Origin of the sequence: Aequorivita marina, from assembly GCF_031631895.2 — a bacterium.
Lineage (GTDB): Bacteria > Bacteroidota > Bacteroidia > Flavobacteriales > Flavobacteriaceae > Aequorivita > Aequorivita marina.
On record NZ_JAVMBW020000003.1, the window covers coordinates 16,738 to 37,388 of the forward strand.

At 38.1% G+C, this 20,651-nt stretch carries 17 protein-coding genes; 8 read left to right on the plus strand and 9 right to left on the minus strand.

Annotated elements, in window-relative coordinates; translation table 11 throughout:
• Positions 1-82 precede the first annotated feature (82 nt).
• The 4 genes from QPK98_RS05845 (at position 83) to QPK98_RS05860 (ending at position 4,748) form a co-directional block, all read left to right on the plus strand.
• Positions 83-1,921: a peptidase MATCAP family protein gene (locus QPK98_RS05845; RefSeq protein WP_310992138.1), complete on the plus strand. Its 1,839-nt coding sequence runs from the start codon at positions 83-85 to the stop codon at positions 1,919-1,921.
• A gap of 80 nt (positions 1,922-2,001) precedes the next feature.
• Positions 2,002-3,054, plus strand: coding sequence for a glutathione synthetase (locus tag QPK98_RS05850; protein WP_310992140.1), 1,053 nt, complete (start codon positions 2,002-2,004; stop codon positions 3,052-3,054).
• 60 nt (positions 3,055-3,114) lie between these two features.
• Entirely contained in the window at positions 3,115-4,020 is a 906-nt protein-coding gene (locus QPK98_RS05855) for a succinylglutamate desuccinylase/aspartoacylase domain-containing protein (RefSeq protein ID WP_310992141.1), read from the plus strand.
• 98 nt (positions 4,021-4,118) lie between these two features.
• Complete coding sequence (locus tag QPK98_RS05860) at positions 4,119-4,748, plus strand: SDR family oxidoreductase (RefSeq protein WP_310992143.1); 630 nt, start codon at positions 4,119-4,121, stop codon at positions 4,746-4,748.
• Positions 4,749-4,820: 72 nt separating this feature from the next.
• Here QPK98_RS05860 and QPK98_RS05865 read toward each other — a convergent pair whose 3' ends face one another.
• The 8 genes from QPK98_RS05865 to QPK98_RS05900 all read right to left on the minus strand — a co-directional run bounded on the left by QPK98_RS05865 (position 4,821) and on the right by QPK98_RS05900 (position 13,843).
• Entirely contained in the window at positions 4,821-5,504 is a 684-nt protein-coding gene (locus QPK98_RS05865; protein WP_310992144.1) for a hypothetical protein, read from the minus strand.
• 96 nt (positions 5,505-5,600) lie between these two features.
• Positions 5,601-6,962 (minus strand): aldehyde dehydrogenase, encoded by a 1,362-nt coding sequence (locus QPK98_RS05870; RefSeq protein ID WP_310992145.1) that lies wholly within the window; start codon positions 6,960-6,962, stop codon positions 5,601-5,603.
• 103 nt (positions 6,963-7,065) lie between these two features.
• Positions 7,066-7,830, minus strand: coding sequence for a carboxypeptidase-like regulatory domain-containing protein (locus QPK98_RS05875; protein WP_310992146.1), 765 nt, complete (start codon positions 7,828-7,830; stop codon positions 7,066-7,068).
• A gap of 417 nt (positions 7,831-8,247) precedes the next feature.
• On the minus strand, positions 8,248-8,853 hold the full coding sequence (locus QPK98_RS05880; RefSeq protein ID WP_310992147.1) for a GNAT family N-acetyltransferase: 606 nt from the start codon (positions 8,851-8,853) through the stop codon (positions 8,248-8,250).
• A 189-nt stretch (positions 8,854-9,042) separates the two neighbouring features.
• The gene (locus QPK98_RS05885) at positions 9,043-10,821 is read right to left on the minus strand and encodes a DEAD/DEAH box helicase (protein ID WP_310992148.1); all 1,779 of its coding nucleotides are present in this window, start codon (positions 10,819-10,821) and stop codon (positions 9,043-9,045) included.
• Between the two features lie 281 nt (positions 10,822-11,102).
• Positions 11,103-12,404 carry a T9SS type A sorting domain-containing protein gene (locus QPK98_RS05890; protein WP_310992436.1) on the minus strand — a complete coding sequence of 434 codons (1,302 nt, stop codon included), beginning with the start codon at positions 12,402-12,404 and terminating at the stop codon, positions 11,103-11,105.
• Positions 12,405-12,555: 151 nt separating this feature from the next.
• Positions 12,556-13,128 (minus strand): non-canonical purine NTP diphosphatase, encoded by a 573-nt coding sequence (locus QPK98_RS05895; protein WP_310992149.1) that lies wholly within the window; start codon positions 13,126-13,128, stop codon positions 12,556-12,558.
• Positions 13,129-13,183: 55 nt separating this feature from the next.
• Positions 13,184-13,843, minus strand: a complete 660-nt coding sequence (locus tag QPK98_RS05900) for a TrmH family RNA methyltransferase (protein WP_310992150.1) — start codon at positions 13,841-13,843, stop codon at positions 13,184-13,186.
• Positions 13,844-13,986: 143 nt separating this feature from the next.
• Here QPK98_RS05900 and QPK98_RS05905 point away from each other — a divergent pair, with 143 nt between their 5' ends.
• Positions 13,987-14,661, plus strand: a complete 675-nt coding sequence (locus QPK98_RS05905; RefSeq protein WP_310992437.1) for an SIR2 family NAD-dependent protein deacylase — start codon at positions 13,987-13,989, stop codon at positions 14,659-14,661.
• A 178-nt stretch (positions 14,662-14,839) separates the two neighbouring features.
• Entirely contained in the window at positions 14,840-16,909 is a 2,070-nt protein-coding gene (locus QPK98_RS05910) for a tetratricopeptide repeat-containing sensor histidine kinase (protein ID WP_310992151.1), read from the plus strand.
• 252 nt (positions 16,910-17,161) lie between these two features.
• Here QPK98_RS05910 and QPK98_RS05915 read toward each other — a convergent pair whose 3' ends face one another.
• Positions 17,162-18,544: an MBL fold metallo-hydrolase gene (locus QPK98_RS05915; RefSeq protein ID WP_310992152.1), complete on the minus strand. Its 1,383-nt coding sequence runs from the start codon at positions 18,542-18,544 to the stop codon at positions 17,162-17,164.
• Between the two features lie 139 nt (positions 18,545-18,683).
• Here QPK98_RS05915 and QPK98_RS05920 point away from each other — a divergent pair, with 139 nt between their 5' ends.
• A complete protein-coding gene (locus QPK98_RS05920) occupies positions 18,684-19,016 on the plus strand; it encodes a hypothetical protein (RefSeq protein ID WP_310992153.1) in 333 nt (110 codons plus the stop codon).
• Between the two features lie 28 nt (positions 19,017-19,044).
• Complete coding sequence (locus QPK98_RS05925; RefSeq protein WP_310992155.1) at positions 19,045-20,055, plus strand: M28 family metallopeptidase; 1,011 nt, start codon at positions 19,045-19,047, stop codon at positions 20,053-20,055.
• Positions 20,056-20,651 lie beyond the last annotated feature (596 nt).

The following is a 20,651-nucleotide window of genomic DNA, read 5'->3' on the forward strand; positions in this document are numbered from 1 at the left end:
TTTAAACCATTAATGGTCATACGCTATTTTCCTTAACTTCAAATGTATCAACCTTAAAGTCAAGAAATTAAAAGAACAAATCATGAAGGCTGCCGCCACTTCAAAACAAGAAATACGCTTAGACGACCTAAAACCTGGTGAAAGGACCGTAAAAGAGCTTCCCCACGATGGGTATTTATTTTTGGAACACGATGTGCCGTTTTTAATAATTTACCGCAACATTCCCAATGACGAGGCAACAATCAGATTGGCGCGAACGGGTGCTTCCTATTTAATAATCGGTAAGGATAATTTTGAATACTTTAAAAAATTTGTAAAACAACTTACCGAAAAAATGAGTGCGCGATTTGGCTCATTCATATTAATGGAAATATACAGCGGCGATTCTGGCAGTACCGAATTTGTAATTAGAGGACCCGCCCACAAGCTTCCCGTTTCACTAGAGGTGCTAAAGGAAGAGCTTGACAAAGTAGAGAGTAAAAGATACGGTGGCCAAATGCTTACGGCAAAAATAGAGCAAACCAAGCAGCGCCAGGGCGATGACAATCAAGCTTTTTGCAGTATTGCGGAAATAAAGGAATGTGGCGGAACGCTAATTGGCTTGGAGGTGCCACCGGTTTATAGAAACAAAAAGGGAAACTTATACCCGCTTTATTTTAAACGATTTAGAGATGGTTTTGCAAGCGCAATCCACAAAGCAGTTTTTGAATTTATTAGAGTGCAAACTTCTTCAGACATACAAAGCTTTGCCGCATTGGGAAAACGAGAAATTCATGAAGAAGTATATAATATTGATCGTGCCCTAACCGAAATAGAAAGCAGTTACCAGTTTTTGCTACTCGTTGCGCCAGTGAATATTCAATCCATGCGCGAATGTTTTTTTAAAACGAATTATGAAAAGCTAAACCCCTTCCACTACCGTCTTTTGCCCATAGACCCTGACATTCTGAAACGAAAACTTTATGATTTACGCATTGATGAAATTGACGATCCCGCTATTTCATTTCTTTTCGATGAAAAACGCGAAGAGATCGACCAGCAGTTAACCATGCTCAAGGAGCGCGGCAGTAGTAACTTTTTCTACCGAAGTGTAAGGCTGTATCAAGGTCTGGAAAAAAAAATTGTATCGGAAGCAGAGTTGATTCTTCAGAATATTTCCGAAGACGCCAAACAGGAAAAAGTAAAGCCGCTGGACGCCAAGACATTTGGAAAAATGGCCGAAAATGAATTTGACTATTTCAGAACCCAATCTTCAGACTACACGTGCAGGGTTCATATTCGGGAAGACGTAAACGTAATGATGGTCTCAAAGGGCGAACTTTATCTGCCGGCAGATTACACCCTTACCAAAAGCGAAGCTAATGCGCTTATACAACATGAGGTTGGCACCCACGCACTTACCTATTACAACGGAAGTCAGCAACCGCTAAGTCAGTTGTCACAAGGCTTGGCAGACTATGACTCGCTGCAGGAAGGTATTGCAGTACTTTCAGAATATTTAATTGGCGGTCTTACCAAAAACAGACTACGCACCTTAGCTGGTCGTGTTATTGCTGGGGAAGCGCTTTTAAATGGCGCCGGATTTAAGGAGGTTTTTAACCTACTGCATACCACGCATGGTTTTTCAAGAGAGCCAGCTTTCAATATTACATCGCGCATATTTCAGGGCGGCGGATTTTTAAAAGATATTATTTACTTAAAAGGCCTTATTGAGCTGCGTGAGTATTTAATGGACGGCGGCAATTTAGAATTCTTACTAGCAGGTAAGTTCGCTTTAAAACACGCCCCAATGATTAAGGATTTAACCCAGCGCGGCTTGCTGAAGTCGCCAGTAATAAAACCCAGATACTTAAATGATGCTGGTTTTAAAGAACGAATAACCAAAGTAAGACAAGGAATAGCCCTTTCTAAAATGGTATAAATAATTGCCCAATAAAAATACATAACAAAGGAAAAACGGAGCATTGGGCTTTCTGGTTTCCTTAAAAATAGACCACGATAATGAAAATATGTTTTGTAATAAGTGATATTAAAACGGAAACCTGTGGAACAACTGTCGTTATGCTATGGAAAGCACACCAACGCGGCCATGATGTTTATGTAATGAGCGTTGGCGATTTTATCTTTCATCGGGATGAGGACATCAGTTTGCGCTGCAAAAAAATTCCAGCTTCCGTAAAAGGCGAAACCGTAGCTGAATTCTGGGAACAAGTTCAAGACGATAAAATAAAAGCCAAGCCTATAGAAAGTTCAAAAATGGATATTCTCTTTCTTCGGAATAACCCAACCGAAGAAACATCAGACCGGCATTGGGCTGAACACAGCGGTATTGCTTTTGCCCGTATGATTCAACAGACTGGGGTATTGGTGCTGAACGATGCTTTTGCCATGAGCCACGCATTTATTGATAAGTTATATTTTGAAGAATTGCCAGCAGAAATAAAACCCAACAGCCTAATTACCAGAAACAAGAAAGACTTGATGAAATTCTGGAAAGAGAATGGAAAAAAAATGGTTCTAAAGCCATTGGAAGGTAGCGGCGGACAAGATGTTTATCTTATTGATAAAGATGAGAAAAATCTCAACCAAATTATAGAAACCATCATTGCCAAAGGCTACATTATTGCCCAGGAATTTCTGCCCGAGGTTAGTAAAGGCGATGTACGCGTTATTTTAATGAATGGTAAAGTTTTAGAAGAAAACGGCCAACAAGCAGTGATACGACGGGTGAATACTGAAAAAGATGAGTTTCGCAGTAATCTGGCCTTGGGCGCAAAGGCAAAAAAGGCAAAACTCACGCCAGAAATGGAACATATCGTTTCGTTAACCGCGCCCAAACTTATCCGCGACGGACTCTTTTTTGTAGGCTTGGATATTGTGAATGATAAGCTTATAGAAATAAATGTATTGAGTCCAGGGGGGCTTGATTATTGTCAAGACATTGGCCTACCCACCTTTACCAATACTGTAATTAAAGCCTTAGAACGTAAGGTGGAATACCGAAAGTATTACAAAAATAGTCTAAGCAATAGAGCCTTAGCCACCATGGAGTAGCATTTAAAATATTCTAAATGCACGAGTCAAACTGGTAACTATATTAAAATCACATGAGTTTTGAAGAACATATCAAGAATAATAGGAGAATACGACAGCGGAAAAAATGGTCCTTTGCTTTTTATTTCTGCAGGAGTTCACGGTAATGAACCAAGCGGAGTTATTGCCTTGCAAAAAGTTTTTAAAGTGCTTCAGGCTGAAAAACCGATAATAAACGGGAAAATGATTGGCGTTTCAGGTAACAAAGAAGCTTTAAAAAGAGATGTTCGTTTTATTGATGAAGATTTAAACCGAACCTGGACAAAGGATAATATTGCTTCTGGTAAAAAAGATTCGCACGAAAAAAAAGAAATGTTTGAAATCATTGCTATTTTGGAGCAATATCCCGAAACCGATTTCACCAAACGTTATTTTTTAGACTGCCATACCACATCCTCGGCAAGTGAGCCGTATATATCGGTTCAAAAAGTACATGATAATGATTTATGGGCGCATAATTTCCCAACCCATATTATACGCGGTTTTTCAGATATTGTTTTGGGCTGTATAGATCATTACGAAAGTAGAATAGGAATTACAGGTTTTGTTTTTGAAGGCGGGCAACACGATAGCAAAATTTCAGAACAAAACCACGAAGGAATGATTTGGTTGGCTTTGCATTATGCTTGCAATCTAGACTTGAATGCACTGAAAAGCTACCCTAAAACGGCCAAAATGCTAGAAGAAAAACGAAAACATCGAAAAACTTTTGAAATAGAATATCGGCATGGCATAAAGGATGACGATGATTTTAAAATGGAGCCTGGCTACAGTAATTTTCAACCCATAGAAAAAGGAGAACTCTTAGCCCACCAAAATGGCAAACCAGTCTATAGCGAATGGAACGCATATATTTTTATGCCACTTTACCAAAGTCAAGGAAATGACGGGTTTTTCGTTGTTAAAAAAGTAGATAAAAACACCTAGTTACCACAGAAGTTAATTCTTTTAAAAAACATTGAAATTGAGGGTTAAAGATTGCCAAATACTTGTTTTAAACCTATACTCCGTTGTATCTTAAAACCATGGAAAAAGTATTAGTAGCAGGTGCGCACGGCACCACAGGAAAAAAGATAATTTCAATTTTAAAAGAATCGAACACCTATGAACCTATTGCAATGGTTCGGAAAAAAGAGCAAGTACAGGAGTTTGAAAATAATAACGTAAAAACACTACTTGCAGATCTGGAGCAAGATGTAAACGAAGCCCCAAAAGGAATGGACAAGGTGATTTTTGCAGCCGGTTCTGGTGGAAAAAACGTCTATGACGTAGATCAAGAAGGTGCTAAAAAACTTATAGACGCTTCAAAAAAGGAAAATGTAAAAAAATTCGTGATGCTGAGCTCTATGGGCGCTGATAGTCCGGAGGTAGCTATAGACTTAAAGGACTATTTAAAAGCTAAACACAATGCCGATGAGCATCTGAAAAAAGCCGAGATGCCATTATTTTCCATTATTCGGCCAGGAGCTTTAACTAATAATGATGGAAACGGAAAAATCCAGTTGGAAAACAAATTAAATAAACGCGGTGAAATACCACGCCAAGATGTTGCCGAAACATTAGTAGCGTCATTAGATGACTCAGTTGCAAAAAATAAGACGTTCGAGATTTTAGAAGGTGATACCCAAATTAAAACCGCTCTTGAAAAGCTTTAAAATCGTTACAAAAATTATACAAAAAAAGCACGTGAACTTTTTACGTGCTTTTTTATTGGATCCATTTTCAGCCTACTCAGACCTCCAAAGTGGTTTCTGTGCGGTTCCGTGATCGCCTAATTTATACAGGCTTATACTTGGCGCTTTAAAAGACATTGGCTTAAATACATTTTTAGTTAAACTGTCTAGCACTACTGTATCCGCGACGCCCAAACTAATATGTGGATCAAAATTTTCATAGCTGTGTTTTTCCACAAATTCGGAAACATAACTTACCGTAGATTCGCTAATTGCACTTCCGTCTGGGTTTTGCACAAATGAATTTTCAGTGCCCTGATCAACCATAAAGGGTTTTACCAAGTCTATTGTTTTTTTGTGAAGATTCAAAAGCTGCTCACTCTTTTCAATTGTAATCATAGCAAAACTTTCTTTCTCCTCTTTATTGTACGAAATACTTTTAGCCTTCAAATTTTCATCTTTAATGTCATCATACAGGCCGTGCAATAACCTTCGCACTTTTTGCAAATCGCTTTTCTTTATATAAGCTTGCAACAGGGTTATATGCGGAATGTGGTTTTTATCTAGTGAAATAGTTTCAGGATTGTTTTGCTTTATCAATTCATTAAGTTGAATAGCGTGCGCGTTCATTTCTTCCGAAGGCGTTAGCAGTACGTCAATTGCAATAATATTATCTTTTTTAGAGGCGCAAGATAAACTCAGTAAGCCCAAACCGATGGCCATTGCTATTTTTTTCATATCAAATAAACTGTATTGATGCTATTTATTTTTTGGGCAAGATAGTGAAAATCTGTTTTTGGCCGAAGTCTAATTATGTAATTAAAAGTTCTTGTTTTACAACCTTAAAAACCACCGCATCAATTTTAACCGGAATGGGGTATGCGGATAATAACGAATAGACGGGTCTAGCCATGTGGGTTTATCCATCACGCTTTTATAATGCGTAAAAGCCTTAAAACCTGCCTCGCCGTGATAATTACCTATGCCGCTTTTTCCAACACCTCCAAAAGGAAGGTTAGCGTTGGTAATGTGCATCACGGTTTCGTTAATGGCCCCACCGCCAAAGGAAATTTCTTTTATAACTTTCTTTTTTACCGATTTGCTTTTTGTAAACAGATAGCAGGATAAAGGCTTCGGAAGACTGTTTACTTTCGCGATCGCCTCATCCAAGGTTTCGTAGGTAATTACAGGAAGTATTGGACCAAAAATCTCCTCCTGCATAACAGGATCTTCAAAACCTACATTATGCATAATTGTTGGCTCAATATATCGAGTTTCTTTATTGGTTCCACCTCCGTAAAATATTTTTTCCGGTTGAAGCATTTTCGTGAGACGTTGAAAGTTGGCATCGTTGATAATTTGTAAATAGTTATCATTTTCAAAGGCAAAATGCTGATCTGTTACTTCCTGTTTAGCCTGTTTCAGAAATTTCTGTTCCATACTTTTATGAACCAGAATATAGTCTGGCGCAATGCAAGTTTGTCCCGCATTCAGGAACTTTCCCCAAACTATTCGCTTTACCGAAATCTTTAGATCGCAACTTTCCGTAAATATGGCAGGACTTTTCCCACCCAGCTCTAAGGTTACTGGGGTAAGGTTTTCAGCGGCTGCTTTATATACAATTTTTCCGACCTTGGTACTTCCGGTAAAAAATATTTTATCGAACTTTTGCTTTAAAAGTGCTTGGGTTTCTTCTACCCCACCTTCTATAACCGTAAAAAAAGCAGGATCGAAATTTTCTTTGACTATTTTGGCTATTGCGGCTGCGGTATGGGTGGGTAATTCGCTAGGTTTTAATACAACAGTGTTTCCTGCGGCTATTGCTGCAATGGCAGGTGCAAAAGAAAGCTGGTAAGGATAATTCCATGCTCCAATAACCAAACAGACACCAAGCGGTTCTGGAACAATGTAGCTGGAAGCAGGGAAGTTTAGGACGCCAGTGGAAACCTTTTCATTACGCGCCCACTTAAAAATCATTTTTCGGGCTTCCTTTATGTCTTTGTAAAGCAAGGAAAGCTCCGTGCTGTAATTATCAAACTCCGATTTTTTAAAATCCTTGTAAATTGCTTCGTGAAGTAATGCCTCGTTTTGCTTTAAGGCCTTTTCCAGGACTTTGAGTTGGCTTCGTCTAAAATGAATATCTTTTGTAGCCTGAGTGTTGAAAAAATTGCGTTGCTTATCGATAATTTCTTTCATAATTCATGCTGTTTCTACTGTTGCGAATACATCTAGATTACCACTTTAAAGTTGTGATATCAAGGTATAAAAATACAAACCGAGAGATTGAATTGCTTCAGAATTATTTACCGCGGTTTAAAACCTTATATTCTTCATAACAACCACTGATGGCGTCAAGAATTTGCAAGTCGTTTGCCGTGCGAATGAAGTCTTTGGAATAACTGCATTTGTTCAATATTTCATCAATATCTACACGTTCAAGCTGAAGCACTGCCATTAGGGTTTCCCGATCAAATTTACTTTGAAGCAGGTTTCTTATTTCGTCGCTCTCCTTCATTTGGCGAAGTTTTTTCATCTGTTTGGGCCGCTTCCCGAAGACATTATACAGGAAGTCTGCCGGATTGAAAATAGAGTTCAAGACCTTACTAACGGCTCCTGGCTGATTGCTTCCGCCTTCATAACCAGTACTCAACCCCGAAATTCGATATCGGTAATTATCATAAATTGGTATAAGTTTGGCATCTATTTCAACATAACCTGTAAGCTCAACGGGTCTGATTACCACTTCTTCTAAAGCGATACCAAGTTCGGTCATTTTTACTTTAATATCGCCAAACCGAAGCCAGTCGTTCGTTACCCTAACCCGAAGCGATTTAAACCCTAAATATGAAAAATAAAGCGTATCGTTTACCGCCGCCTTTATGGCAAACTCACCTTTTTCATTAGTAGTAGTACCTTTTACCTGATTTAGGTTAACGATATTTACGTTTTCCAGTAGATCGTCATTTGCATCGTTCATAACCACTCCTTTGATTGATGCTTCGTCTTGAGCGAAAGAATTTGCTGCGATAAAAAGAAGTGCAATTAGTAGTATGTATTTCTTCATAACAATTTAGGGGGATTGTCTGCCAGTATTACAGAAGGCAATCTTAATCAATTTTTTTGTCGCTCCCTCTTAAAGAACGCATAATATTTTAATTTACCACAATTTCCAGTTCGAATTTCTTCTTAGAGAAAAAATACTAACCCACATGGAACACTATTTAAAATTAGTCGTATCCGACTAAGATATAAGACCGCTGCGCTGAAAGACGTAAGACTTGCTTTTTAATAGATTGAAAACTAGATAAAATTGATTAAACATACTTTTTAATTAATAAATTTTGATGCTAAGTATAATAGCATGCTGTCATTAAATAAAAAATATTCTAATTGCCTATTATCTGTGACTCAACAAATTTTCTCACTCTTTTAATCGGACACTAATGATTTAAAATACTGAAAAATTATATCGCTATAAAATTCACCTTTCGTTTTCAATTTTAGCTTTTAATTCTTTTTTAACCTGGTCAAACCATTCATCTTTTAAAATGCTCAGCACAATACTATCTCTTCTGCCGTAGGGTGCAGCACAATTACTTCGCAAAACACCTTCAACCGTGCAGCCAATACTCTTCATAGCAGCGATGCTCCGTGCATTGTTGGCATCTGCTCGTAACTCTACACGAGCCATCTCAAGTTTTTCGAAAGCAAACTCAAGCAAAGCCAATTTACATTGTTTATTGAGCCCTGAACCCTGAAACTCCTTTCCGTACCAGGTATAACCCAACTGCAGTGTATTATGTCTTTTATGAAAGTCGTAAAAGCGGGTGCTGCCAGCAACTTTTTGTTTCTTTTTATCAAATATCACAAACGGATAGGCAGCTTTGGCCTTTCTTTCAGCCAAGGCAAAATCTATATAAGCTCTTAAATTCTCAAGGTTGTTTGCGGGTTGTTGGGCGTATTTCCAAATTTCAGGCTCATATAGGGCGAAATGCTGCAGTAGTTCAAAATCTTCCTGCACCATTGGGCGTAACCGAACCCGGTCATTTTCCAAGATATGTTCCGCTAGAAAATCGAAATTTATCATAAGCATTAAACAAATACGAGCCTCAAATACTTGAGACTCGTAAAGATACTTATATAGACTTAAAACTTAAACGAAAGTTTTAAGAACTTCTGGCGCGTCAGCTATAGTCCAGTAAATTTTTAGATATACTTTCTAAACTTCTACCATGGTTATAACCAGCAAACCATAAATTTTAGACTGCTCAGTTGGCTATCCCTTTCTTCTGCGTCTGCCTCCTGTGCCTTTGGCGTCTGGACGCGGTTTTCTTCTACGGCTTTTTCCTTTAAAACCGGAATTATCATCGCCACTTCGTCTTTTTCCACGGCCTTCAGTTCGTGAGCCTCGTTTTTTGCCACGATCGCGTCCGCCGCCGCCTCTTCTTTTATTTCCGCCGCGACCTCCGCTTTCTTTAGATATTTCAACATTAATCTGTCGGCCATCAAGCTTAAAGTCTTTAAAAACACTCATTACCAACTCCTGGTGCTTGGTATCGGTATTAAAAAAGGAGAAACTGTCCTTTACATCAACCTTATAAACGTCGTCTTTTTCAAGCTGTAATAAATCGCGAAGAAAATCTTTTAAGCTCATCCAATCAAAGTCGTCTTTGCCCCCAACGTTAAGGAAGTATCTTACGCTATCCGAATCGTCAGAATAGGCACGATCTGCAGAAAGGTTCAAATCTTTACTGCCTTTGTAATAGTTTAAAAAGCGTGTAAACTCTACGGAAAACACTTTTTTGACAAGTTCTTCCTTTGTAAAACCTTCCAAAACCTCATTGATATTAGGGAGGTACGGATTAATTTCAGGGTTGATTTCAGTGTTTTTTATACTGTTTGCCAAGTGGAACATCTGCACTTCGCAAATCTCCATTCCGGAAGGAATTTCCTTTGCTAGAAATTTTTTCTGGATTATTTTTTCAATTCTCTTTATTTTTCGAACCTCACTTTTTGAAACAATAACGATGGAAATTCCAGTATTTCCAGCACGTCCGGTACGACCACTACGGTGGGTATATATTTCTGGCTCGTCTGGTAGTTGATAGTTTATAACGTGGGTAATATTGTCCACATCAATACCGCGGGCAGCAACATCTGTGGCTACCAACATTTGAATTTGACGATTTCGGAAAGATTTCATTACCAAATCTCGTTGGTTCTGGCTTAAATCTCCATGGATTGCCGCAGCATTGTAGCCATCTTCAATAAGCCGCTCAGCCACTTTCTGTGTATCGCGTTTTGTTCTACAGAAGATAACAGAGAAAATATCTGGGTTTGCATCAGCCAAGCGTTTAAGGGCGTTGTACCGATCTCTCGCATTCACCAAATAATACTCGTGCGAAACCTGATCTGAGCCCACATTTTTTGTTCCCACAGTAACTTCTACGGGCGTATGCATAAATTTCTTGGCAATTGCAGAAACCTCCTTAGGCATGGTTGCGCTAAAAAGCCAAGTGCTTTTATCTTTTGGGGAATGCGAAAGAATCTCAGTGATGTCTTCATAAAAGCCCATGTTGAGCATTTCATCGGCCTCATCAAGTACACAGTACTCAATTTTCGAAATATCAATCAGCCCACGACCAATCATATCTTTCATTCGGCCCGGAGTGGCAACTATAATCTGTGCTCCTCTTTTAATCTGCCGCGCCTGATCGGTTATACTGGCGCCACCGTAAACTGCGGTTACGTTCAGCCCTGGCATATATTTACCATAGGCCACCATTTCATTAGTAATTTGAAGGCAAAGCTCGCGCGTTGGCGAAAGGATAAGACCTTGTGTTGTACGACTATTTACATCAATTTTCTGTAACATCGGGAAACCAAATGCTGCAGTTTTCCCCGTTCCTGTTTGCGCTAAGGAAACCATGTCGGTTTCGCGATCTAAAAGGATTGGAATTGCTTTTTCTTGTACTTCCGAAGGAGTTTCAAAACCCATGTCGGTAATGGCTTTTAGAAGATGATCTTCTAAGCCGAGTGCTTTAAATGCTGTCATTTTTTTAAAAAATAATTTTTTATATGCGTGCTAGAAGGAAGCGACTGGACATATAAAAAAAACGGACAGCTTCACCATAACACCCCTCACCCTGAGGATTTTTCCCTAAAACAGGATTTTTTTAAACCTATATTTTTTAGAGGGTGCAAAAGTAGTGTTTTAAATGTGATTTACGGCATACAATTACAGATTATTTCGCTTGCTGAGCGCAAAGAAAATAGCATGTAGAAATTTCAAAAAAAGTGGGAGTTATCGTTTAATTCACCCAAGGAATAGTGTTACTATTTCTTCACAATTTTAACTATCTGTGAATTTTCTTCGGAAACAACTTTCATTATATATATTCCGGAAGCATACTGGCTATAATCAAAAGTTACCGACTGTTGATTATAAGAATTACGTTCAATAAGTTGACCTATAATAGTATAAATTTCAACGCTATAAATAACAAGAGGTGAAGTAATATTTAAAATATCAGTTACCGGATTAGGGTAAACGGCTATATCTATGGAGGGGTATTCTGATATATTTAATAAGGTGAAGTTCTCGTACCATGCAATTTTATAATCTGCAATAGATGCCGAGAGCACGTCGTTGTCCCCATCATTATCAATATCGGCAGCATAAACAGAACGTGGGTTGTCTGTAAGCGTTGTAATAACTTTTTCCGTACTAAAAGTTCCCAAACCATCGGTGTTTTCATACCAAATTACTTTGTCATCGGTTCCAGAGGCAGAAAGCACATCTAGATCTCCATCATTATCTAAATCTATCGAAAATATCATATAAGGTGTAATAAGAGTAGAAGTAATGATTTGCTGTGGGCCAAAAGCACCTAACCCGTTCGTGTTTTCAAACCAAGATAGGGTATTTCCTCCAAACTCCGCTGCAAGCACATCATTATCACTATCGCCATCAATATCTATGGCAAAAACCGAAACAAACCCTCCATAATCCAATGTTTCTACAATAAGTTGGTCCGGGCCAAAAGTTCCAAGGCCATCCAAATTCTCATACCAATACAAACGTTTGTTTCCTGAAGAGGTTGCCAAAAGATCGATATCCAGATCTCCATCCAGATCTGCCGCATAAACTGAACGTCCAGATAAAGCAGAATTGGTAATAGTCTGTTTTGGACCAAAATCCCCTAGACCGTTGGTATTTTCGAACCATATAATTGCATTTTCCCCAATAGAGCAAACTACAACATCCTCATCACCGTCACCATCCAAATCGGCCGTAATGATTTCACTCGGCAAAATAGTGGAGGCATCAATAATCCGCTGAGAACTAAAGCTACCTAATCGGTCTAAATTTTCGAACCAAACTATTAAATCTCCAAAACCCGATATTCCCAAAATATCCATATCTCCATCCCCGTCAAGATCTGCAGTAGCAACATAAACGGTTTGATCTAATGAAGTTGTAATCATTTGCTGAGGCCCAAAAGTACCATTCCCATCCAAGTTTTCCTGCCAAGCTAAGGTATCGCTTCCCCGAGAGGCCGAGGCAATGTCCATATCACCGTCGCCATCAATATCTACCGCAATAACCAGCTCAACTCCAATAGCCTCCGTAGTAATAACTTGCTGCGGTCCAAACTAGGCTGAGGCTACTACGCATAAAAAACATAAAAAAATAGAAAAATAAGTCCGCATTGCTATAGCTTTAAGAACGTAAGCTTCTAAGGTAGCGTATTTTATTCTATTATACTAAACTTTTACTTACCGTAAATCACTTAGATAGGTATTCAATTAACTGTCGCATTGCCTTCCCACGGTGGCCGATTTTACTTTTCTGCTGCAGCGTCATCTCCGCAAAGGTTTTATCGAAGCCTTTGGGTTGAAAAATAGGGTCGTAACCAAAACCTGAATCCCCTCGAGGCTTTTCGGTTATTTCGCCTTCACAAATTCCTAAAAACATAACTTCAGCATGGTTCATTGACAATGCAATGGCAGTTTTAAATCTTGCCGAACGGTCTTTCTTACCTTCAAGATTTTTTAAGAGTTTTTCCATATTGGCCTGCGAATTATTCGACTCTCCCGCATATCTCGCGCTGTAAACTCCAGGCTCATTATTTAGCGATTTCACTTCCAAGCCAGTATCGTCTGCAAAGCAATCGAGCTTGTAATTGTCACGAACATAGTTTGCTTTTAAAATAGCATTTCCTTCAATGGTATCTGCTGTTTCAGCAATATCTTCATTACAGCCAATATCGGTAAGGCTGAGCAGTTCAATATGTGACGGCAGCATGGCTTTTACTTCGGTAAATTTATTGTTGTTGTGGGTGGCGAAGACGAGTTTCATTTTTTTAGATGTGAGATGTGAGATGTGAGATGTGAGATGCTGAACTTTTAAATTTTTATTTTGATTTTTCAGAATAATATCTTTCAATAATTTCATCGGAAGCTTTAACCGTGCTTTTAATCCACTCCATTTCAATTGCAGGGATTTCCTCTTCGGAAAGCTGCCACGCTATATCACTTTGCTTTAGCCTTGTAACTACACTTTGCAAAATAATCGCTGCAGAAACTGAAATATTTAAACTTTCAGTAAACCCATACATAGGGATTTTTAGAAATCCGTCTGCAGCATCTATAACCGTATCGCTTAATCCTTCGCTTTCCTTTCCGAAGAAAAAGGCACTTTTCTTTGTAATATCAAATTCGTGAAGCATTGTAGCGTCATTGTGCGGCGTGGTTGCTATAATTTGATACCCATCGTTTTTTAAGGTGTTAATACAGTCTTTTATAGTGTTATACCTATTAAAATTCACCCATTTCTGGGCGCCCATAGCAATTTCCTTATCAATCCGTTTGCTTACTTTCTCTTCTACTACATGCAGGTCTTGAATTCCAAAAACATCACAAGTTCGCATTACGGCACTGGTATTGTGAAGCTGGTAAACATCTTCGGTTACCACTGTAAAATGTCGCGTTCGTTCAGAAAGCACTTTTTGAAAGCGTTCTTTTCTATTCTGGGTTATATAAGTTTCCAAATATTTTAATAGTTCAGTGTCCAAGGTTGAATATGTTATTGGGTTGATAGGCTATTTAACCGATTTCGATTTTAATTCTGCTAATATAAAAGTAATTGTTTTATCGGGGATTTATAAATCCATATTTTTGAATAACTTAGTTAAACAACAACATTTTAAATAGCAAGATTTTGAAGATAACGGTTTTAACCGGTGCCGGAGTAAGTGCAGAGAGCGGAATAAAAACATTTAGGGACAGTGATGGTCTTTGGGAAGGGCACGACGTAATGGAAGTTGCCTCGCCCGAAGGATTTCAAAAAAATCCCGTCGCCGTGCTCGAATTTTATAACCAACGCAGAAGACAGCTGTTAACGGTTTTTCCCAATGAAGCACATAAAGCCTTGGCCGCCCTTGAAAAAAATCATGAGGTTAGCATTATTACCCAAAATGTAGATGACCTCCATGAGCGCGCAGGCAGTACGAACGTAATCCATCTTCATGGCGAACTTTTAAAAGTGCGGAGTACGTTTGATGAAAGCTTGGTGCTAGACTGGAAAAAGGATCTAAATCTAGGCGATTTTTGCGAGCATAACCATCAACTACGACCACATATTGTTTGGTTTGGCGAGATGGTGCCCATGATTGAAGTGGCCGCCAAGGTGGTTGAAGAGGCAGATGCTATTATAGTGGTAGGAACTTCCATGCAGGTATATCCAGCCGCGGGATTAATTCAATATGCAAAAGAAGATGCCCATATTTACTTTGTTGACCCCAAGCCGTCTATTTCTGAAACTAAAAAGGTTTCGGTTTTTTCTGAAAAAGCTTCAACAGGTGTCCCCAAGGTTGTTAAAATTTTAAATTAATAGGCTTATTATTTAAGAATTAAAGAAAATTGTAGTCTGGTTAGTTAAAACGCAATCAGTTCAAAAATCTCTTTGGTAGTTTCTAAGCATATCTATAACTTTAAAACTTCCCCAAAGGACCTAACATACCTCAAGATTGAAAGCAAACCTACATTTCTGTATTTTTTCCACAAAGAAAATGCAAAACTTTGCCAAGGCAACTCTTTTGTTACTACTTCTGATTCTTTTTAACCCTGTTTTATCAGCCCAATCTGTATCTAAAATCGATAGCCTAAAAACTTCCTTTGAGGAAGCTCCAAATGATTCGTTAAAGGTTATTCGTGAAATAAGCTTGGCGAAAGAGATTCATAGAAGAGAGCACAACGCTGAAATCGAGTATAGGCATGCCCAAGAGGCAGTAAACAGAGCGCTTCAATTAAACGACACGGTACTTTATGCACTGGCATTAGATAACCTAGGCTTGCTTTATAGGTATCATCAACAATACAATCAAGCACTAGCCTTGCACACAAAGGCATTTGAGGGTATAAAACATAAAGACACAAAACCGCTTTACAAAATGATTTTTGCAAATAATGCTGGTGTTGCGGCCCGGTATAATCATAATTATGACACTTCGGTTTTATATTATATGCAAGCCTTAAAAATCGCAGAGGAAGAAAATGATTTAAAAAACATTGCGATTTCCACCAATGGTATCGGTAATGCCTTGAGCAATATGCCAGACCGCCAAAATGAGGCCTTACCTTATTTTAAACGTTCTCTTGCGGTACAAGAAAAAACAGGAAATCAATTGGGTGTTGCTATGAATTATCTTTCCATTGGCGATTATTACACTAGTAAAGGGGCGTACAGAACCGCACATACCTATTTTGAAAAACTGCTTGGTCTAAACAAAAAAAGAAACGATCTATTTGGGCTGGCTATTACTTACGAGTATATAGGGATTTCGCATTTAAAAGAAGGAAAATACTTGGATAAGGCCGTTTCCTATTTTCAAAAATCGATTGCGGAATTCAAATTGCTCGACAACAAACACAGACAAGCCGAAGTACTCATTTACTTAGGAGATACATACCTTAAAAAAGATAATTTTGTCGAGGCAAAAGAATATTACCAGCGATCATTGAGTCTTTCCAAGCAACTGAACGATTTAGAATTAATTCGTACAAATGCCTATAAACTCTCAGAACTATCAGAGCAAAACAACGATTATAAAGCGGCTTTATCCTACGCCAAATTATCCCAAGCTTATAAGGACAGTATCAAGTTAAATGAGCAAAACGTAAAAATAGAAGCACTTACCCAGGAATATAATTTGGTAAAAAAGGAGAATCAAATTCAATTTCTGGAAAAAGACAAGGCTTTGCAACAAGCAGTTTTAAACACACAACAAGAACAATTGGAGCGCAGACAGATTATTGCAATATTTTTAGCAATTGGCTTAGGGGCAATCCTCATCATATTTTTCTTACAATACAGGAACTACCGCACTAAAAAGCTTACCAATCAACGTATAAGTCAAGCTGAAAAGGAAAAAATGAATACCATTTATGAGCGCAACCTCGCTCAGGCCGAAATTCTTGTGTCGCGCCTTCGGTTAAACCCACATTTTTTATTTAACTGCCTCAATGCTATTAACTATCTTATACAAAGCAAGCAGAATTCAAAAGCCATCCAATATCTTGAAATTTTTAGCCATTACACCAGAATGGTACTAGAAACATCAAAACAGCAGGTTATTCCTTTGCAAGAGGAAATTGAACTAGCGGAACACTACCTTATGCTAGAAGAAAACCGATTTGCAAAAGATTTTAAGTTTCACATTGAAATGGATGATACGCCAGAAATAGAAGACGTCCTTATCCCGCCTTTGCTACTGCAACCCTTTCTTGAGAATGCTATCTGGCACGGGTTAATGGGAAGTCCGCGTGAAGAAAAAATTTTAAAAATCAACATTCATCATAAAGAAGATTTAACCCAAGTTATTATTGATGATAATGGCGCAGGAAGAAAAAATAAGACGAAAAACAATAGCACCAAAGCCTATAAAAGTATGGGTATGACGCTAATTAAAGAACGTATTGCACTTTACAATAAAACTTTTAATGGGGAGATTAGCTATGAGGTTGTGGATAAAAAAGACTCTAATGGCAAACCGCTAGGAACGCAAATAATTCTTAAGCTACAAAATACGGCTAACCATTTTCCTTACTATAATAAGCACTCCTTAGCTGCGACAAATTAAATGGTGTACGTTTTTAATAACAAAAAAACCTCATAAAATTTAAAATCTTATGAGGTTCATCTTGTCTAATTATTGCTTTATGCGGTATCTCTGGGTTGGTGTTATTCCTGTCTATCTTTTACTTGATGGTTTATGTCCTTACCCCTGAGTAGCACTTTTATTAATGGCTTACTCTTTTTTACTTTGCTTTTCCTTCTTTAAATCTTTTTCTTTCTTGTCCATAAATTTTCAATAGTAATAAACTTTATAGACCTATGAAACTGGAATAGCAGTTTTTTTAATTGCATTAAAACCACCTGCAACATCAGCGACATTGTGAATACCGCGACTCTTTAATATTGAGGCTGCAATAACAGATCGGTACCCGCCAGCACAGTGTATATAAAACTTCTCATTTTTTGGAAATTCGTTTATATGGTCGTTTAAATTGCTAAGTGGCGCATGAACCGCACTTGGGATATGGCTGTTGGAATATTCACCATCATTACGAACGTCAACTACGGGAGCGTTCTCCTCCATTCTTTCTTTTAAGGTCTCAGCATCTACAGATTCCAAAACATCAATCTCTTTCCCTGCTTCCTTCCAGGCCTCAATACCGCCCTGCAGATACCCTAAAGTTCTGTCAAAGCCAACTCGGGAGAGTCGCGTTACCGCTTCTTCTTCCCTACCTGGAGAAACCACCAATAGAATTTTCTGATTTACATCTACCAGCAATGCACCTACCCACGGTGCAAATCCACCATCCAAGCCTATAAAAATAGAGCGTGGAATGTGGCCGTCTATAAATTCAATTTGATTGCGAACATCCAAAACTATAGCTCCGGTTTCATTTGCAATTCCTTCAAAAGCTTCAGGATCTAATGCACGGGTTCCATGGGCAATCACCTCGTCAATAGGTGCGTAGCCTTCTCGGTTCATTTTCACATTCATAGGAAAATACAGCGGGGGTGGCGCAAGACCTTCGGTAACTTCTTTTATAAATTCTTCTCGTGTCATGTCGGCACGAAGGGCATAATTCATTTTCTTTTGGTTTCCTAAGGTATCAACGGTCTCCTTCATCATATTTTTTCCGCAGGCAGAACCAGCACCGTGTGCAGGATAAACAATTACATCATCAGCCAATGGCATAATTTTATTGCGAAGACTATCAAATAAAATTCCAGCAAGATCTTCCTGTGTAATTTCATTTCCTTTTTGGGCCAGATCAGGGCGGCCTACATCGCCTAAAAAGAGCGTATCGCCACTGAAAATAGCATAATCCTTTCCGTTTTCATCCTTTAATAAATAGGTAGTACTCTCCATGGTATGGCCAGGCGTGTGAATGGCGGTAATCGTAACATCGCCCAATTGGTACACCTCTTGATCTTTGGCAAGCAAGACTTCAAAACTAGGGTTGGCATTTGGTCCATACACAATAGAGGCTCCCGTTTGTTCAGCCAAACTAATGTGCCCACTCACAAAATCGGCATGAAAATGAGTTTCAAAAATATATTTAATTCTTGCGTTGTCTCTTTTGGCACGTTCCAAATAAGGTTTGGTTTCACGTAGCGGGTCAATAATAGCAGCTTCTCCATTACTTTCAATATAATAAGCTCCCTGGGACAGACATCCCGTATAAATTTGTTCTACCTTCATTGTTTCAGTTTTTAGCAAATATAAGGATTGTATCTTCTATAAATTTCCAAGACTCTGTACAAAATCTATTTTTCACAAAATTTTTACATTTAAGCACTTTAACTTCTTATATCTTTACCCGTTAACCAAAAATAGTACTATGAAACGGATTGCATTTATTTTAATAACCTTGTTAATTGTATCCTGTGCTTCAGAAAATAAAAATGATGCATTAGTAAGGGAACTAGCAAAAAAAGATATTATTGAAAAGCTCGACCTTCCAGAAGGCACCAGCTTTAACAATGAAAATATTGAAGTAACGGAAACTGAAGCAAAAGAAGGCTCATTAGGGTTAATTTATATTGTAAAGATTACCATTAAATCACAAGATCGCGCGGGTAATGCCGTTACAAAAACCCATGTTATGAATTATAAGAAGACCGATGACAGCGGCTCAACTTCAAAAGACTACGAACTTATTTCTTTCGAATAAATCTCAACCAATTTTAACCATCAATTTTATGAAATTTATACTTTATTTATTACTATCTCCAATTATTCTTTCTTGTAATTCAACCCAAAAATTAAAGACTGCAAAAAAAACAAATCTTGACTATTCCAATACTATTACGGCACAAGAGCTGAAGGACCTCCTTTATGTTTATGCCGGTGATGAGATGGAAGGCCGAATGACCGGTTCAAAAGGGCAGCAAATGGCCGCCAATTATATTCGCGATTTCTATATAGAAGAAGGCATTGCGCCAGCACCTGGAACCGATAATTATTTTCAATATATTCCCGCCAGTTTTTTTGAAGGCCGAAAAGATCCAAAGGCAACTGAGAATGTAATCGCATTTATAAAAGGTTCTGAAAAACCAGATGAAATTATTGTTGTTTCGGCACATTTAGATCATGTGGGGATAGACAAGGATGGGAATGTTTTTAACGGCGCCGATGATGACGGTAGTGGCACTGTTGCAATACTGGAAATGGCCCAAGCGTTTCAACAAGCTGTAAAAGATGGAAACGGCCCAAAACGATCTATTTTATTTCTGCACGTAACTGGTGAAGAAATTGGACTTTACGGATCGCGCTATTATACCGAAAACCCATTGTTACCGCTGGAAAACACGGTCTGTAATCTAAATATTGACATGATTGGCCGCATTGATCCAGACAAAAAAGACAATCCAGAATACCTATATTTAATAGGAAGCAATATGCTAAGCCAAGACTTACAAGATGTTTCGGAGGAAGTAAACAAAAAATATATCAACTTAGCGTTAGATTATAAATTTGACGACCCCGACGATCCAAATCGGTTTTACTACCGAAGTGATCATTATAATTTCGCCAAAAACAACATTCCAGTTATTTTTTACTTCAACGGAGTTCATGAAGATTATCACAAAATAACAGATACGCCAGATAAAATTGAATATGATTTATTGGAGAAGCGAACCAAGCTCATCTTTTTAACGGCATGGGAGCTGGCGAATAGAGAAGACAGAATAAAGATGAATAAAAATTAGCAGCCAGTACACCGAAGCAAGTTAGTTTTTAAAAAAACATACTTAATTGAAACAAAACCTTTCCGCAACGAAAGGTTTTTGTTTTTGATGGAAGACGGACTTTCTTATTCCTACTCTCAGAATCTATTTTTTAAGGCTGTAGCCTATGATAAACCTAAAGCAAAATACGTATTGAGGAGTTTTTAAGTTATGAAAAAGAAGATGTAAATTTTTCTAACTTCTATAGTTCTCAATTCTGGGCTGTGTACATTATAAAGCCACAAAGGTTTATACTAGTATCAACTACTCATAAACACTAAGGTAATAAGGTTTAAGAAGGCTGTTATTTACTTTTCGTTACTAAGCTAATAAGGTTTTTACTCACACCTCCAAACTTATTAGCTTATTCCTCATTTTGAGTACTATCACTAAAGCTGTAAAGTTTTCTCAGGTTAAATGTCTAGACAGCCTACCTTTTGAAAATGATAAAAACAGAGAAACTCCTATAGTCCCCACTTTTGAGTTGTGGAGATTTAAAAGCCTCAAAGTTTACACAATCATCAACTCTTAAACACTAAGCTAATAAGGTTTGCACTCAATCAACCTGTAACCTTATT

What these genes read in the sequence shown, in the direction of transcription:
- QPK98_RS05870 (WP_310992145.1), bottom strand. Translation starts at nt 6,962, where the DNA reads ATGAAAGAAATTATCGATAAGCAACGCAATTTTTTCAACACTCAGGCT.
- QPK98_RS05865 (WP_310992144.1), bottom strand. Translation starts at nt 5,504, where the DNA reads ATGAAAAAAATAGCAATGGCCATCGGTTTGGGCTTACTGAGTTTATCT.
- QPK98_RS05910 (WP_310992151.1), top strand. Translation starts at nt 14,840, where the DNA reads ATGCAAAACTTTGCCAAGGCAACTCTTTTGTTACTACTTCTGATTCTT.
- QPK98_RS05850 (WP_310992140.1), top strand. Translation starts at nt 2,002, where the DNA reads ATGAAAATATGTTTTGTAATAAGTGATATTAAAACGGAAACCTGTGGA.
- QPK98_RS05895 (WP_310992149.1), bottom strand. Translation starts at nt 13,128, where the DNA reads ATGAAACTCGTCTTCGCCACCCACAACAACAATAAATTTACCGAAGTA.
- QPK98_RS05845 (WP_310992138.1), top strand. Translation starts at nt 83, where the DNA reads ATGAAGGCTGCCGCCACTTCAAAACAAGAAATACGCTTAGACGACCTA.
- QPK98_RS05875 (WP_310992146.1), bottom strand. Translation starts at nt 7,830, where the DNA reads ATGAAGAAATACATACTACTAATTGCACTTCTTTTTATCGCAGCAAAT.
- QPK98_RS05925 (WP_310992155.1), top strand. Translation starts at nt 19,045, where the DNA reads ATGAAATTTATACTTTATTTATTACTATCTCCAATTATTCTTTCTTGT.
- QPK98_RS05880 (WP_310992147.1), bottom strand. Translation starts at nt 8,853, where the DNA reads ATGATAAATTTCGATTTTCTAGCGGAACATATCTTGGAAAATGACCGG.
- QPK98_RS05920 (WP_310992153.1), top strand. Translation starts at nt 18,684, where the DNA reads ATGAAACGGATTGCATTTATTTTAATAACCTTGTTAATTGTATCCTGT.
- QPK98_RS05885 (WP_310992148.1), bottom strand. Translation starts at nt 10,821, where the DNA reads ATGACAGCATTTAAAGCACTCGGCTTAGAAGATCATCTTCTAAAAGCC.
- QPK98_RS05915 (WP_310992152.1), bottom strand. Translation starts at nt 18,544, where the DNA reads ATGAAGGTAGAACAAATTTATACGGGATGTCTGTCCCAGGGAGCTTAT.
- QPK98_RS05860 (WP_310992143.1), top strand. Translation starts at nt 4,119, where the DNA reads ATGGAAAAAGTATTAGTAGCAGGTGCGCACGGCACCACAGGAAAAAAG.